This window comes from Flaviflexus equikiangi, from assembly GCF_014069875.1.
In the GTDB taxonomy this organism is placed as follows: Bacteria; Actinomycetota; Actinomycetes; order Actinomycetales; family Actinomycetaceae; genus Flaviflexus; species Flaviflexus equikiangi.
In genome coordinates this window covers 1-15,822 of sequence record NZ_CP059676.1, presented here as the reverse complement: position 1 = coordinate 15,822, position 15,822 = coordinate 1, and the positions used below count along the sequence as shown (strand labels likewise).

Here is a 15,822-nt window from a genome sequence, read left to right as displayed (position 1 = left end):
CTAGAAGTTCTGATCTGCCAGCCAGTCGGCTGCGATTGTTGATGCCGGTAGCTGATCGTTGACAGATCGTGCATTGAGCGCAACGAGCTGATCGGTATCCATGGCCGCACTGATGCGGTTGATGATCTCTTCAGCCTGCTCATCGACATTGTCAGACGCGAGGGGCACGACGTGAGAGGCCAAGAACATGCTCTCCGTGTCCTCGAGCATGACAACGTCAAGATCAGCGATCTTCGGATCGGCTGTGTAGATCAGTGCCATCTGGATGTCGCCCGCCTCGAGAGCGTTGACGGTGAGCTGGCCGCCGCCGTCTTCGATCGGGGTAAAGCCGACCTCGATCCCGTAGACATCGAGCAGCCCCTGTGGACCATTGGGCCGCGTTTCGAGCTCAGAGTTGCCGCCGATCGTCATCGGTACGGTGACATTGGCTAGGTCGCCCAAAGATTCGAGATCCCACTCTTCAGCGAACTCTCGCGTCACGAAGTAGGCATCCTGGTCTGTGGCCGGGGAGTATTCGAGGACGCGTACTCCCTCCGGTGCGATCTCGACAAGCTCTCGGTGAACCTCGCTTGCCTCCCGAACGTCGGTTTCGCCCGCCCAATACCGCAGCAGCGGGCCGGAGTATTCGGGGAAGAGATCGATGGCTCCCGATTCAATGTCTGGAACGTAGGCCTCGCGCTGGCCGATCCGGAACTCTCGTTCGACCTTGAAACCTTCGGCTTCCAGTGCCTGCGCATAGATCTCTGCGATGATCTCGTTCGAATAGTAATCCTGGGATCCGATGACGATCGCCCGGGATTCTCCCTGATCTCCGCCGGCATCGTCCGCCAGCGGATCGTCGCTCGAGCAGGCTCCCATCCCCAGACCGAGGATGGTCAGGAGGGCAAGTGTTCGTTTCATGGTGTTCCCTTCACGGTGGCTATACCGACTGGATATGCGAGTCTACGTGATGCTCGATGGATCGACGCAAGGATCAGCTCGAGGATGATCGCGAGTATCGTGACGAGAAGTGCGCCCGCAAGCATCGGTGAGTAGTCCCCACCTTTGAGCCCGGAGAAGACGTACCGGCCGAGACCGAAATCCGCCACATATGCCGCGAGGGTTGCGGTGGCGACAACCTGCAGGGTGGCGGCTCGTATGCCGCCGACGATCACGGGGGAAGCGAGGGGCAGCTCCACCTTCCACACGATCTGTGGTTCGCTCATACCCAGTGCCCTCGCAGCATCCACCGTCTGACGATTGACGGACTCGACTCCCGAGTATGCTCCCGCCAAGAGGGAGGGGATAGCGAGGACGACGAGCGTGACGAGAGGCGCCTGGAGTCCGATGCCCACCGAGAGACCCACGAGGGTGAGCAGGCCGAGGGAGGGGATAGCTCGCAGTGCTCCCGCAACACCGACGACGAAGGCCTTGCCGCGCCGCTTGTGCCCGATCATCACACCGATGGGGATGGCGATCGTGGCGGCGATGAGGACGACGATGAAAGTGATGGCGAGGTGCTCCCCCACCCGCTGGGGGATGCTGCCGCTTCCGGACCATCGTGCACTGTCGAGGAGCCAGTCAAGCGTGTCGTTGAGGATCATGAGACACCCACCCCCCGGCTTGATCCCGCACGCGTCCAGGGCGTCAGGAGGTAGCCGATCAGTTGAACGAGGGCATCGAGGGCGAGAGCAACGATGACGGTGAGAACGATACCGGTCACGATCGACGCCGGGATGTCCCGCTGGAACCCATCGGTGAAGAGACTGCCGAGGCTCTGGATGCCGACGAGTGCGCCGATGGTCGTCAGTCCCACCGTGCTGACTGTGACGACGCGGATGCCGGACACGATGACGGGGGTGGCCAAGGGCAGGTCCACGAGCCACAGCATGTGCCGTTTCGAGTAGCCCACGGCTAGCGCCGCCTGGCGCACGGCCGGATCGACCGACTCGAAACCATCTGCCGCACTTCGCACAAGCAGGGCAACCCCATAGACGGTGAGCGCGATCGTGATCGTGGCGGACGATCTCAGCGAGGTCCCGAAAAGAACGGGAATGATGATGAGGAGCGGCAGCGCGGGGATTGCGTACAGCAGGGTCGATGCGGACAGAAGTGGCCCGCCGAGGCGGGGATAGCGAAACGCGAGTCTGCCGATCGGCACGGCGATAAGAATCGAGATGAGGATCGGAGGGATCGTGATCGCCAGGTGAATAAGAAGCAGATCGGCGATATGCCCCCACGAGTAGGAGAGCCAGGTCATGGGTTCAGCAGCCCTGCCGGGCGACCATCGCCATCGATGACGATCTGCCGGCCGTCGATGGTGCGGATGGAGAAGTTCCGTTCAGCTCTGTCTGCCCCGATGAAGTCCCGAACATACTGGTTGCGCGGATGGGCGAGAATCTCCTCCGGGACTCCCGATTGGACGATCTCCCCGCCTTCCCGAAGGAGGACGACCTCGTGCCCCACGTGGAAAGCCTCGTCAATGTCGTGCGTGACGAGAATGATGGTCTTTCCCAGATCACTCTGGAGCCGCTTCAGTTCGTCCTGCAGTTCCCGACGCACGATGGGATCGACCGCTCCGAATGGCTCATCCATGAGCATGACCTTGGGGTTCGCGGCAAGTGCCCGCGCAACGCCGACCCTCTGCTGCTGACCTCCCGACAGCTGGGAGGGATAGCGCCGCCCCATCGTCTGGTCGAGGCCGACTCGCTCCAGGAGCTCCCCCGCTGCCATGCGCGCCTGGCGGCGAGGCACTCCGAGAAGCATGGGAACAGTCGCGACATTGTCGATCACGGTGCGGTGAGGGAGGAGACCACCGGCCTGCAGGACGTAGCCGATCGATCGTCTCAGCGCGACCCGGTCAACCGTGGAGACATCCTCTCCGTCGACCCAGACCGATCCGCGCGACGGTTCGACCATCCGATTGACCATGCGAAGCAGCGTCGTCTTCCCGGATCCGGATGCTCCGACAAGCGCAACGATCTTCCCCTCATCAGCGGTGTAGCTGAAGCTGTGAACGGCAACGGTGCCGTCCGGATAGGTCTTTCCAACATCGCGGAATTGGATCACGAGTGGTCCTCACTGTAGTCGGCAGTGGGACCAGCTTAGCGAGTTGCCGCACGTGTCGTGCCCCGGAACGCGTTTTTTACAGCTATTTATGCCGTCTGCGGATCTCTCACATCGTCTCCATTGTGAACGGACCGGCCTCTTGGACGAGTCGGGAAATGTTCTCCGTCGACAGGAGCGTCCCCTCTCGATGCTTGATAATCATGAGCGTCGAGCCGTCTGCCAGACGTTCGAAAGACACCCCTCCGACCTGTTCATCGTAGGAACTGACTGTCAGTCTCAGGTTGAGGATGTCGTCGTCTGTCGACACTCCATGAAGTCGATAGATTGTCGCTATCATCGGTTATCTCCTAAATCCGGCCGTTGAAGGCCTGGAGCGCAGAATCTTCGCGGGTCCCGCCTCGACCATCGCCATAGACGGAATAGTCTTCTATCCATTCGATGGATTTCACCCACTTCACCATCTTGTATCCGTGGTTCGACTCGACGCGGAGTCGTGCGGGAGCTCCGAGATGAGACTCGAGTGGTTGACCGTTACGGGAGTATGTCAGCACCGTGTCGTCCTCGTGCAGCGTCTCGAGGTCGATGACCGCATAGAACGGTTCGCGGGGCCGATGGTCGATCATCTCCTGCGCTAGGCCGTGCGAGGTGATCATGACATACTTCGCTGTTGCGGGTCGCGGCCCGAGAAGGGCGAGAATGTCCTCGAGACGGGCTCCCGTCCATCGCGATGTTGCCGACCATCCCTGCATGCACGTGTGGGTCGCAATATAGTCGTGCGCCGGCAGTGCCTTGACGTCGTCCAGTGTGAGTTCAAGGGATGAGTCGATCATGTCGCCGCCGACGTGCAGTCGCCAGTCCGCCCAGTCGTTGTCTCTCATCTCCAGCCATTCGACGGACTCGTCCGCGGTCGGCGGCAGGCCGTTGGTCCAGTGGAACTCTGAGATGTCCTTCTCCGTATATGCGGTCTGGTTCCGGTTCCGCGGTTTCATCCAGCCGAAAGCGACACGTCGAACCGGTTCCGTCACGGCGACAAGGAAGCGCTGCATCCGCGGGCGGTCGGCAAGGGAGATGTAGCTGAGTGCGATCCAGAATGCGATGACGGCGATGATCATCGCCACCGCGACGGTGAAGGCTTGAGCGTAGCGTGCCGGATCGTCAGACCCGAACATCATCTTCGGCAGGTTGTGTTCCGCATGGACGAGGAAGACGAGGCTGACGTGCATGATGATGAAGAGCGTCATGATCACCATGCAGATGAAGTGGATCGATCGTGCTCCCTGGTGGCCGCCGAGCATCTTGACGTAGCGGGGGAAGCGAGACCGGATCGCCGGTGCCATGGCGAGCCCCGTGAGGATCATGAGTGGTGCGACGACAAAAATGATCGTCGTGTATCCCAGCATCTGCAGCGCATCATACGGCTGGAAGTGTTCGATCGACGGCTTTCCGAAACCCAGGTAGATCGTCAGGGACTCCCACGCCTGAGGGAATACATCCCACGATGTGGGGATGATGCGCCGCCACAGGCCGGTCGCGAAGAGAAGGATGACGTAGGCAAGACCGTTGATGAGCCATAGCGTGGTCCCCAGGCCGTGCCAGTGGCGTCCCAGACCGATGTTCTTCTTCCCCGGGAGCGAGATCAGTGGGCTCAGGCTTCGTTCGTCCATGAGCGATGTATAGACGCCCTCCTCTTTCGGGAGCTTCCGCTTCGTGAAGCGGAGCCATTCAGTACCGGGGGCACAATCGTTTCGCCACCACAGACGTGGAAGAGAGGAGAGCATCTCCCATCCGCTCCGAAGCAGGATGCCGATCAGAACAAAGTTCATGAGATGCATGGCGCGCAGCCACAGCGGAAAATCGGGGTCCACAATTTCTCCTTGACTCGAACCACCTGGTTAAACCTAATAATACGGTTATATCCGTATTAAATGGGGGAATTGGAGAAAATGCTCCCAGTCAACGCTTTGAGGGATCATTTCAACGACGGCGCAGGCCAACTTCCGCTGCGGCTAGGACGTGGGAAACTATGCAGTATCGGGTCGCAGGACGGCCATACGAGTCAGGGCGCACAAAAAAACGCGGCACCATGTGCCGCGTTCTCTGTGGAGCCACGGGGACTCGAACCCCGAACCCTCTGCTTGCAAAGCAGATGCGCTACCAATTGCGCCATAGCCCCTTAGATTGCTGGAGTTGGATCCGCAACCTCTTCCCATACTGCCTGATTTGCACGGTCCGCCGCAATCTTCAACCAGGCCATGTAACCAAGGCCACTGGCAATGATGACTACTGCGAACTTCTTCATGCTAACCAATCGTACGGGTGTGGGCCTAGCTGGACTCGAACCAGCGACCTCTTCCTTATCAGGGAAGCGCTCTAACCGACTGAGCTATAGGCCCCTATTACCTGTTGGTAACGTGCCAAACTAGGTTATCTCACGCTTAGCCTTGGAACAAAACCTGCGCGAAGTGACCCTGCCGACACTTGGAATGTCTCGTGGCCGCCAGGATGATTCAACTGGCGGCCACGGCACTTCCGTTATCTTATCGTGATTGTCTGGGAGATGCTAACCCGAAGGTCCTACTCATCGGTGATGGTGATGTGAGTGCCGCCGACGAGCATCGCAATCAGGTTGTAGAGCACTGCGATGATTGCGCCGAGGAACGTCAAGAGCACGATGTCGATGACGGCGACGATGATCGAGAAAGAGACCACCCGGCCGAACTCGAGATACTGTATGAGTTCCAGCAGCGGCGCGGAGCCGAGTGTCTCGAGGAGGTCCCTGATCGAGGCGAACACATTCATCGCATCCAAGACGTTCCACACCACGACCGTCGAGATGACGGTCATGACACCGATGCCGACCGCGAGCAGGAAGGACACCTTGAGAGCCGACCACGGGTCAATCCTCGAGATGGTCATATGCGCGCGCCGGATGCCTCCTCGCTGCGTAGCAACCTGCGTACCTTCTGTCTTCACGCTCATGACTCGTCGTCCTCAATGCCGGTTTGGTCTTGATTAGACGGTACCCCACGGGAAGCATCGTCTTCATCCGTTGTCGCAGAATCCTCGGCCGGTGTGTCACTGACGACATCCTCCTCGAGGACGTCCTCGACACGTTCAACGTTCCTCGCAAGAGCAACGATCTTGTCGCTGCTATCGGGCCTTGCGAACATGACGCCCTGCGTGTTGCGTCCTGTCAACGACACTTCGGCGACCGCGGATCGCACGATCTTGCCCGAGTTCATGATGACAAGGACCTCGTCGGTCGGTTCAGTGATGAGAGCACCGACGAGATCGCCCCGCTCTTCGACAAGGTTGGCAACCTTGATGCCGTACCCGCCCCTGCCCTGCGCCCGGTACTGCGACACGATGGTGCGCTTGGCGAAGCCGCCCTCCGTGACGACGAAGACTTCAGAATCGTCGCGGACCACATCCATCGACAGCAGGCAGTCCTCGTCGCGGAACTTCATGCCTCGCACACCCGACGTTGATCGCCCCATCGGGCGCAGCGTCTCGTCGTTCGCCGTGAAGCGCAGAGACTGGCCCTTCTTCGAGACGAGGAGAATGTCGTCACCATCGTCCACAAGGCGGGCAGCCACAACCTGATCGGTCGACCCATCGACGTGCTCACGCAGCTTGATGGCGATAAGTCCTCCGGTTCTCGGCGAATCATAGTCGGCAAGCTTCGTCTTCTTGACCAGGCCGTCCTGCGTCGCAAGGACCAGATATTCGGCATCCTGGTAGGACGAAATATTGAGGGCTGTCACGATATGTTCACCCGGCTGGAATGCCAGGAGGTTCGCGACATGCTGCCCCTTCGCATCCCGACCGCCCTCAGGGATCTCGTATCCCTTGATCCGGTAGACCCGACCGAGATTCGTGAAGAACAGGTGCCAGTCGTGCGTGGAGGCAACGCCGAAGCGGTCGATGACATCATCGCCCCGGAGCGACGCCCCCTTCACTCCCTTGCCGCCGCGATGCTGGGCTCTGTACTCCGACACCTTGGTCCGCTTGGCGAATCCGCCTCGCGTGACAGTGACGACGACATCTTCTTCAGGAATAAGGTCCTCGACAGACATCTCCCCATCGAAGGGGAGGATCTTCGTCCGCCTCTCGTCACCATACTTGTCGACAATTTCCTTCAGCTCCTGGGAGATGATGGACCGCTGCCGCTCGGGCCTGGCAAGAATATCCTCGTAGTCGAGAACCTCTGCTTCAGCCTTCGCGTAATCGTCGAGGATCTTCTGACGTTCAAGGGCTGCCAGGCGGCGCAGCTGGAGTGACAGGATCGCATTTGCCTGTTCCGTATCGATGTCGAGAAGCTCGATAAGTCCCTCGCGCGCCACATCTGCTGTCGGGGAGCGCCGGATCAGAGCGATAACCTCGTCAAGATTATCGAGTGCCTTGAGATAAGCGGTGAGGATGTGGAGCAGTTCCTTCGCCTTCCGCAGACGGAACGTTGTCCGCCGTTGGATAACCTCGATCTGGTGGGATACCCAGTGCCGAATGAAGCCGTCGAGGGAGAGTGTCCTCGGGACACCATCCACGAGGGCAAGCATGTTGGCGGGGAAGTTGTTCTGCATCTGTGTGTGCTTGTACAGGTTGTTGAGAACAACCTTCGCAACAGCATCACGCTTGAGAACGATGACGATGCGCTGCCCGGCGCGGCCCGAGGTCTCGTCACGAATATCGGCGATCCCCGGGAGACGGCCCTCTTTGATCCCCTCGACCATCTTCTCGAGAAGCCGGTCAGGATTCACCTGATAGGGCAGATCCGTGATGACGAGACACTGGCGCCCATTGATCTCGTCGACCTCGACGACAGCTCGTTGGGTGATGGAGCCGCGGCCGGTGCGATAGGCCTCCTCGATTCCCTTCTTCCCGAGAATCGTTGCCCCTGTCGGGAAGTCCGGGCCCTTGATGTGGTGGAGCAGCTCCTCGAGAAGCTCCTCTTTCGTCACGTCCGGGTTCTCGAGGAACCACTGCGCACCCGCAGCGACCTCGCGAAGATTGTGGGGAGGAATGCGGGTCGCCATACCGACCGCGATGCCCTCCGAGCCGTTGACGAGAAGATTGGGGAAACGCGACGTCAGAACCTTGGGTTCCAGGAGCGAACCGTCGTAGTTCGGTTCGAAGTCGACCGTCTCCTGGTCGATATCCCGAACCATTTCGACAGCCAGGGGCGCCATCCGAGCCTCGGTGTATCGGGGCGCTGCGGCTCCCAGATCGCCTGCCGTACCGAAGTTGCCCTGCCCCGACACGAGCGGATAGCGCATGGTCCACGGTTGGACGAGACGCACCATCGTGTCGTAGATGGCGGAGTCGCCGTGCGGGTGATAGTGGCCCATGACGTCGCCGACGATCTTCGCCGACTTCGAGAAGGAGCTGTTCGGCCGATATCCGCCATCCCACATCGCGTAGACGACGCGGCGGTGGACGGGCTTCATGCCGTCGCGAACATCGGGAAGTGCGCGTCCGACAATGACGGACATGGAGTAGTCGAGATAGGACCGCTCCATCTCCCGCTGGAGGTCGACCTCGACAATATTGCCGTGGTTATACGTTGAGGTTACTTCTTCGCTCACTGCTGCCCTTAAATATCGAGGAAACGCACGTCATGTGCATTGCGCTGGATGAAGCTTCTGCGGGACTCGACATCTTCGCCCATGAGAATGGAGAAGGTCTCATCCGTGGCCGCAGCCTCGCCGATCTCTACCTGTTTGAGCGTTCGGGTCACGGGATTCATCGTGGTGTCCCACAGTTCCGAATCGTTCATCTCGCCCAAGCCCTTGTAGCGCTGGATCGCGCCCTGGGTCTTATCCTTCGGGAGCTTCTTTCCTGCCGCGAGTCCTGCCTCCATCACGTCATCCTTCTCCTTGTCAGAGAAAACATAATCGTGCGGAGCATTCGTCCACTTGATCCTGTAGAGCGGCGGCATCGCGAGGAAGACGCGGCCCTCCTCGATCAGCGGACGCATGTACCGGTAGACGAGAGTGAGGAGAAGTGTCGCAATATGCTGTCCGTCGACGTCAGCATCGGCCATGAAGATGATCTTGTGATAGCGGAGCTTGCTGATGTCGAACTCTTCGCCGACACCCGTACCGAAGGCCGTGATGAGCGACTGGATGGTGTCTGAGGAGAGGGCGCGATCGAGCCGAGCCTTCTCGACGTTGAGGATCTTTCCGCGGATCGGCAAGATCGCCTGATGCATGGGATCTCGGCCGTTGACGGCAGAGCCGCCAGCGGAGTCACCCTCGACGATATAGATCTCGCACTCTGCAGGGTTGCGCGACGTACAGTCCTTGAGCTTTCCGGGCATTGACGCCGATTCGAGGACCGACTTGCGTCGGGTCGCTTCCCGGGCTTTACGCGCGGCTAGACGCGCCTGATATGCCTGGGTCGATTTGCGGATGATGTCGCGCGCTTCAGCGGGATGAGCATCGAACCAGTCGGCCAACTGTTGATATGTCTGCTGCTGGACGAAGGTTCGGGCCTCGGTATTGCCCAGCTTTGTCTTCGTCTGACCCTCGAACTGCGGTTCACCGAGCTTGACCGAGATAACGGCCGTCAGGCCTTCACGGACATCCTCGCCCGAGAGATTGGGATCCTTCTCCTTGAGGAGGCCCTTCTCCCTCGCATACTTGTTGATGATGGTCGTCAACGCCGAACGGAAGCCCTCTTCGTGGGTGCCGCCCTCCGTCGTGTTGATCGTGTTCGCGAACGTGTGAATGGATTCGGAGTATCCGTTCGTCCACTGCATCGCGATTTCCACGGAAATCTTCTTCTCCGTGTCCTCCGCTTCGAAGTAGATCGGCTCTGGATTGACCAGATCGACCTTCTTCATGTGGTTGAGGAACTTGACGTAGTCGAGAAGACCGCCTTCGTATTTGTAGGAGACCTGGCGATGCCCCTGGACAGGATCGTTCGTCGTCCCCTCGTCATCACCCGTCACCTCATCGCCCTCGGCGACAGCCTGCGGACGATTGTCGGTGAGAGTGATGCGCAGGCCCTTGTTGAGGAACGCCATCTGGTGGAAGCGCTTGCGAAGCGTCTCGAAATCGAACTCGACTGTCTCGAAGATATCGGCATTGGGCCAGAATGTCTGGGTTGTTCCAGTCTCGTCTGATTCGACACCGCGTTCGAGCTGCTCCGTCGTCACGCCGTTTTCGTATGCGATGGTCCACTGGAAACCGTCACGTTTGATCTCAGTCGCCATGCGGGTGGAGAGGGCGTTCACCACCGAAATGCCGACGCCGTGCAGACCGCCCGACACCGCGTAGCCGCCATTGCCGAACTTACCGCCGGCGTGCAGAACGGTCATGACGACCTCGACTGCCGGCTTGCCCTCCGTCGGGTGCATCGCGACAGGAATACCTCGACCGTTGTCGATCACTCGGACGCCGCCGTCTTCGAGAAGAGTGATCTCGATGTGATCGCAATAGCCGGCAAGCGCTTCATCGACCGAGTTGTCGACCACTTCGTAGACGAGGTGATGGAGACCACGCTCACCGGTCGATCCGATGTACATGCCTGGCCTCTTGCGGACCGCTTCGAGGCCTTCGAGGACTGTAATGTCCGCGGCATCGTAGGCCTGATTAACATCGACCGTGCCTGGGCGCCGACCTTGGGTCTCGTGTGAGCGTTCGTCATCCACGTGCGGGATTCTCCTTTGTTGTTTCAGACCAGACCTGCTGTAAAACATGCACAGAATCGCGTCTGTCGGCCTGGACCCTAAAACTAGTAGGTATGCCTAGATTTAGGGCTCGTCTCATTCTAGCCCTATTTAAGTAAATGAACTACTCGGGAGAGATTAATCGTACGTATCCCGAGGTCCGCGTCCTGGCACGGAAAACCTGCCGTGCTTCCATGACACCTGCTGCGGGTTCTTGACGGAGATCTCATCGACGATCCCCTCCCCAATGGCATCGACTATGGCCTTCTCGACCTGAGGCAGAAGCGACCGCAGATTGACCGCCCACGAGTGAGAAGACGCGAGAATCGTCAACACCCCATCCTCGAACTCGTCGATGACGGCGTGCTTGGCGACGGTGGATCCGACGATGTCATCCCACGAGTTACGAAGCTTTGCCACCGACAGCTGCCGAGACCATCCAGACCCGGTGACAAACTTCCCCAGGGTTTCCCCAATAGGCCGAGGGTCTCTCCACGAAGGTCTCGGACCGGAGCCTACGTCTCCCCATCCGGGCCCGGGTGTTTGCACGGCAAGATCCTGGGCCGACGACACATCTCCCCGTGGACGACCTTTGCCCGTGAACGGCTTCGGTTTGGGAACTCGACGATAACCGTGTCGCTCCTGCATGTCCCGTGCCCGTTCGAGAGCACGCAGGCAGACGTCGTCGCCCGACTTCAGCCGCGCCGCGGCACGAGCCTCCTCAACGATCAAGTTTCGTCACCTCTCCATCATGCACTCGAAAACGGGTTCCCATCAGCTCCGGCGGGATATCATCACCCACCGCGGCGGTGATGAAGACCTGCTCCGCTCCGATGATCGAGGCCAGGGCAGAGCGCCGACGCGAATCGAGCTCAGCGAAGACATCGTCGAGGATGAGAAGAGGATCGGATTCCCCCTCATCCCCGCGCAAGAGCTCCCATTCGGCCAAACGCAATGACAGAGCATACGACCAGGTTTCGCCATGAGAGGCGAATCCCTTCGCGGGAAGTGATCCCAGCCCGAGAAGCAGGTCGTCTCGATGTGGACCGACCAGGTTCACACCTCTGTCGATCTCCCTGTCTCTCAGTTCATCAATCTCCGCAAGGAGGCGCTCTTTCACAGCAGAAACATCGAGAAGACTCTCCTCGATCTCCCCCAAACCGCCGTTCGATTCGTTGAGAACGTCAAAGGACGGCACATTCTTCGAATCGTCATCCACGTTGGCCAGATAAGCGAGGTGAGTACTGCCCCGGCCTGGAGCTATCTCCTCATATCGCGCCCTGACAAGCGGACGAAGAGAGCGCACGATCTGGGTGCGGTGTGCAATGATCACGGCACCAAGCTCAGCCAGCTGCTCGTCCCACACAGAGAAGCTCACCTGATCGATAGGCTGGCCGCGCCGTTTCGCCATACTGGCCGACTTCAGCAGGGCAGTTCTCTGCCGTAGAACACGATCATATTCAGCACGAATATGAGCCATGCGAGGCCGCTGCTGGATAGCCACCTCGTCGAGATAACGCCTCCTGACACTGGGGTCGCCATTGACCAGCGTAAGATCCTCAGGCGAGAACACCACCGCTCTGACAATCCCGAGAAGGTCGCGCGGTTTCGCGTTTCCCCGATTGAGACGCGCCCTGTTCGCGCGTCCGGCGAGAATCTCGATCTCGAGCATCGTCTCATGATCACCATCGTGAGCCCTTGCACGAACGACAGCTGCGGGGCCACCCTGACGGACGAGGGCAGCATCAGCTGAGACTCGATGCGACGATAGGGTTGCTAGATAGCCGATAGCCTCGACCAGATTTGTCTTGCCCTGGCCGTTCTCTCCCACAAAAATAGTGACTCCGGGGGAGAATTCGAGAACCGTGCCCGTGTAGGAACGAAAGTCGTTGAGAGCGAGATGAGAGATCCACACGTTAGCGACATCTCCTGCCAGTGCCTAGAGAAGCCTGACGAACCGCTGACTTCACACTAGTTCACACCGAATGCTCGAATCGGCATGAGCAGAACGCGGAAGTCCAGCGAGTCGTCACCCCCGAGTTCCTCCTGAGCAGACACAACAGCCGGCTTGGTTGAGTGAGTGAAGGAGATGCGAACATAGGGTGAGGTCGTCACAGTCAGAGCATCTTGCAGATAGGACGGGTTGAAGGCCATCGTAATGTCTTCGCCGTTCAGGCTGGCCTGAAGGACTTCCTTCGCCTGCGCGGAATCGCCGCCCTGACCGGCCTCGACCGTCACCTGACCCTCGCTGAAGGACAGACGAACAGCAGAATTTCGTTCGACGACGATACGGGAGCGCTTAATCGCCTCGAGAAGCTCGACCCGGGACACGACGGCATAGCCGTTGATGTCCTTCGGGAACAGAGAACGCACCTGCGGGTAATCGCCATCGATCAGGCGCGATGTGCTCTGCCTGCCGACGGCGTCGAAACCGATCATCTTGGCATTGCCAGCCTCGTCCAGGGCGAACGTGATCTGTCCTGCAGAGCCATACGATTTCGCAATGTCGAGCAGCCGCGATGCTTTGACAAGAATCCGATCAGACACATCGGTCTTGGACGGTGACCACGAGAGCTCGCGGACGGCCAATCGGTAGCGGTCCGTTGCCATGAGGGTGATGTTCTCGCCGTCGATTTCAACGCAGACGGACACAAGCAAAGGCAGTGTCTCGTCATGGGATGCTGCGGAGGAAACCTGATTGACGGCTTCCAGCCATTCGGCTCCGTCGACGGTTCCGATGACATCGGATGTCGAGGGAAGAGCAGGATATTCGTCGAGAGCCATGGAGTGCAGGGAGAAGCGCGCGTTGCCGCAGACCACTTCGAGCTTTGTTCCATTGAGCGTGAGATCGACGGGCCTATTGGGAAGACTCCGGCAAATATCTGCAAGGATGCGTCCGTTGACAAGACATTCGCCAGCAGTATCAACACTTGCTTCAGTCTCGACAAGGGCGGTCGTCTCCGGATCGTATGCAGAGACCTGCAAAGTGCCTTCGCTATCTGCCACGAGTTTGATGCCCGCGAGTACCGGAATGGCGGGGCGACTGGGAATTGTCTTGGCTGCCCACGTCACAGCATCTGCAAGAACGTCGCGTTCGACCCTCAGCTCCACCCTGGAGTCCTTCCTATGAGACTTGTAACTAGCCTTACCTTACGCGACTTCGACGCTTCGCGTGACCAGAGAATCTCAAGTCCCCACGAGAGGTGAGCGAGCCACTTGAGGCGTCTGTTGGCTCGTATTTTTCTTCAATTCTTCAAAGGTAGTTGTAGTAGTAGGCCCTGTGGAACATGTTGAAAACGACATCTTTTGGCACATTCTTGCCATTCGGCCTGTGAACCACATGGGGGTCGAACTGTGGAAAACTCGGGGCCCCTGTGGATTGAGCCATTCGTCAGAATTTACTTTCCACATTTTCTTCTAGTTATCCACAGAAAAGGCGCCTTTTTCCGGAGTTGTCCACAAAATCTGTGGATATCAAGGTTTTTCCTTAGTGACGGGCCGTCTTCGAGGCCGCCTGCTTGATCTGGGTTGTGAGCGTCGACACGTCGCCGAAGAGTGTCTGCTTCTCCGCCATCTGCGTCGAAATCTTCTTGTACGCATGCATAACTGTCGTGTGATCGCGCCCGCCGAAGAGATCGCCGATCTTCGGGAGCGAGAGATCAGTCAGTTCACGGCAGAGGTACATGGCGATCTGGCGCGCTGTCACCGTTACACGTGTTCGATCCGGAGACGTCAGATCCTCGATGGTGATGTGAAAATAGCTGGCAGTCTGGGCCATGATGAGCCCGGCTGTGATCTCGAGCGAATCGGGATCCGTGATGAGGTCCTTGAGGACAAGCTCAGCAACCGCAACGCTGATGGGCTGTTTCGACAGATCGCAGTATGCGGTAACTCGGCGCAGCGCGCCCTCGATCTCTCGGACGTTTGTCGCGACCTTTGTTGCGATGTATTCGGTGACATCCCGAGGGACGTGGATATTGTCGCTGGCAGCTTTCCGGTTGATGATCGCCATGCGGGTCTCGAGATCAGGGGGTGTGATGTTGGCCGTGATGCCAGACGCGAAGCGGGAAATCATCCGCTCCTCGAAGCCGTTGAGAAGGTGGGGCGCAACATCCGAGGAGATGACGATCTGTTTGTTGGCGTTCGAGAGTGCGTTGAAGGTATGGAAAAATTCCTCGACCGTGCCCTCTTTCTTGCCGAAGAACTGAATGTCATCGATCAGGAGAATGTCGATCGTGCGGTAGCGCTCCTTGAAAAGGTGTTTTGTGTTCTCACCGAGGGAGTTGACGAAGTCATTCGTGAATTCTTCGGCAGACACGTATTTGACCTTGAGATCGGGATAGAGATTGAGCGCATAGTTCCCGATGGCGTGCATGAGGTGCGTCTTTCCCATGCCGGAGTTTCCGTAGATGAAAAGGGGACTGTAAGTCTGGCCCGGTGCTTCCGCCACCGCGAACGATGTTCCGTGTGCGAACCTGTTCGATTCTCCGATCACGAAGGAATCGAAGGTGTATCGCGGATTCAGGCCGGCCGCGCGGAGGGCGGACTCGGTTGCCGGAGGCTGGCTGCGATGCTGGTCGGCGGCAGCATCTGCGGCCGAGGCGACGGAAAGCGAATCGTCATGCGGGGCGACTGGCGTTCCTGGGGTGGGAGGGACGGCCGGCGATGAAGACGGTGCTTGGGGGATATAACCGCGGGTATGGATAGGCTCGGCCGGAGTCTGTTGGAGAGGAGCCTCCCCCAACGCAGAGTCCACCGAAATCATCACTCTTTTTTGTCGGCCGAGAATGTCGGAGAGTTTCGCCTCCATAGCGGCCGACACGTTCTCTTCGATCCACGACTTCACGAACTCAGAACCGACAGCGATGACGAAAATATCCTCGACCGTTGCGAGAGGATGAGCCATCCGGACGAAAGCAGTCTGGGAATCGGTGAGGAGATCTTCTGCGCGAAGCAGTTCGATGGCTGCTGTCCAAGCATCCAGTGCAACGCGCGAGTCGGTCATCGAGGTTCTCCTTGTGGGTTCAATGGCCGTTATTTGGCCACTCGCACCATAGTAGGCCAGAGAAGCAGGTTTTCCACCGGACAGAGGGCCTGTTCTCCAC

General features: G+C 58.9%; 14 protein-coding genes and 2 tRNA genes. All 16 read right to left on the bottom strand.

Features of this window, described 5'->3' with window-relative positions:
• The 16 genes from H2O75_RS00075 to dnaA all read right to left on the bottom strand — a co-directional run bounded on the left by H2O75_RS00075 (window position 1) and on the right by dnaA (window position 15,722).
• Window positions 1–900 carry an ABC transporter substrate-binding protein gene (locus H2O75_RS00075; RefSeq protein ID WP_182171944.1) on the bottom strand — a complete coding sequence of 300 codons (900 nt, stop codon included), beginning with the start codon at window positions 898–900 and terminating at the stop codon, window positions 1–3.
• Window positions 897–1,583 carry an ABC transporter permease gene (locus H2O75_RS00070; RefSeq protein WP_182171941.1) on the bottom strand — a complete coding sequence of 229 codons (687 nt, stop codon included), beginning with the start codon at window positions 1,581–1,583 and terminating at the stop codon, window positions 897–899. Before H2O75_RS00070 ends, H2O75_RS00075 begins: the two co-directional genes overlap by 4 nt.
• Window positions 1,580–2,239: an ABC transporter permease gene (locus tag H2O75_RS00065; RefSeq protein ID WP_182171938.1), complete on the bottom strand. Its 660-nt coding sequence runs from the start codon at window positions 2,237–2,239 to the stop codon at window positions 1,580–1,582. The genes H2O75_RS00070 and H2O75_RS00065 overlap by 4 nt, the downstream gene beginning before the upstream one ends.
• Window positions 2,236–3,048, bottom strand: a complete 813-nt coding sequence (locus H2O75_RS00060) for an ABC transporter ATP-binding protein (RefSeq protein ID WP_182171935.1) — start codon at window positions 3,046–3,048, stop codon at window positions 2,236–2,238. The genes H2O75_RS00065 and H2O75_RS00060 overlap by 4 nt, the downstream gene beginning before the upstream one ends.
• A 106-nt stretch (window positions 3,049–3,154) precedes the next feature.
• Window positions 3,155–3,355 carry a hypothetical protein gene (locus tag H2O75_RS00055; RefSeq protein ID WP_182171932.1) on the bottom strand — a complete coding sequence of 67 codons (201 nt, stop codon included), beginning with the start codon at window positions 3,353–3,355 and terminating at the stop codon, window positions 3,155–3,157.
• A 40-nt stretch (window positions 3,356–3,395) separates the two neighbouring features.
• The gene (locus H2O75_RS00050; protein ID WP_182171929.1) at window positions 3,396–4,913 is read right to left on the bottom strand and encodes a molybdopterin-dependent oxidoreductase; all 1,518 of its coding nucleotides are present in this window, start codon (window positions 4,911–4,913) and stop codon (window positions 3,396–3,398) included.
• A 235-nt stretch (window positions 4,914–5,148) separates the two neighbouring features.
• Window positions 5,149–5,221, bottom strand: a tRNA-Ala gene (locus tag H2O75_RS00045).
• Window positions 5,222–5,347, bottom strand: a complete 126-nt coding sequence (locus H2O75_RS10760) for a DLW-39 family protein (protein WP_220462742.1) — start codon at window positions 5,345–5,347, stop codon at window positions 5,222–5,224. It lies immediately after the preceding tRNA gene.
• A 20-nt stretch (window positions 5,348–5,367) separates the two neighbouring features.
• A tRNA-Ile gene (locus H2O75_RS00040) sits at window positions 5,368–5,441 on the bottom strand.
• A gap of 181 nt (window positions 5,442–5,622) precedes the next feature.
• A complete protein-coding gene (locus H2O75_RS00035) occupies window positions 5,623–5,964 on the bottom strand; it encodes a DUF3566 domain-containing protein (protein WP_182174739.1) in 342 nt (113 codons plus the stop codon).
• 59 nt (window positions 5,965–6,023) lie between these two features.
• Entirely contained in the window at window positions 6,024–8,630 is a 2,607-nt protein-coding gene (gene gyrA, locus H2O75_RS00030; RefSeq protein WP_220462741.1) for a DNA gyrase subunit A, read from the bottom strand.
• An 8-nt stretch (window positions 8,631–8,638) separates the two neighbouring features.
• Window positions 8,639–10,699: a DNA topoisomerase (ATP-hydrolyzing) subunit B gene (gene gyrB, locus H2O75_RS00025; RefSeq protein WP_259365256.1), complete on the bottom strand. Its 2,061-nt coding sequence runs from the start codon at window positions 10,697–10,699 to the stop codon at window positions 8,639–8,641.
• A 156-nt stretch (window positions 10,700–10,855) separates the two neighbouring features.
• Entirely contained in the window at window positions 10,856–11,365 is a 510-nt protein-coding gene (locus H2O75_RS00020) for a DciA family protein (RefSeq protein WP_259365345.1), read from the bottom strand.
• 73 nt (window positions 11,366–11,438) lie between these two features.
• Window positions 11,439–12,632, bottom strand: a complete 1,194-nt coding sequence (gene recF, locus H2O75_RS00015; RefSeq protein WP_182171920.1) for a DNA replication/repair protein RecF — start codon at window positions 12,630–12,632, stop codon at window positions 11,439–11,441.
• Between the two features lie 56 nt (window positions 12,633–12,688).
• Window positions 12,689–13,828 (bottom strand): DNA polymerase III subunit beta, encoded by a 1,140-nt coding sequence (gene dnaN / locus H2O75_RS00010; RefSeq protein ID WP_182171917.1) that lies wholly within the window; start codon window positions 13,826–13,828, stop codon window positions 12,689–12,691.
• A gap of 376 nt (window positions 13,829–14,204) precedes the next feature.
• Entirely contained in the window at window positions 14,205–15,722 is a 1,518-nt protein-coding gene (dnaA, locus tag H2O75_RS00005) for a chromosomal replication initiator protein DnaA (protein WP_182171914.1), read from the bottom strand.
• Between the last annotated feature and the right edge of the window lie 100 nt (window positions 15,723–15,822).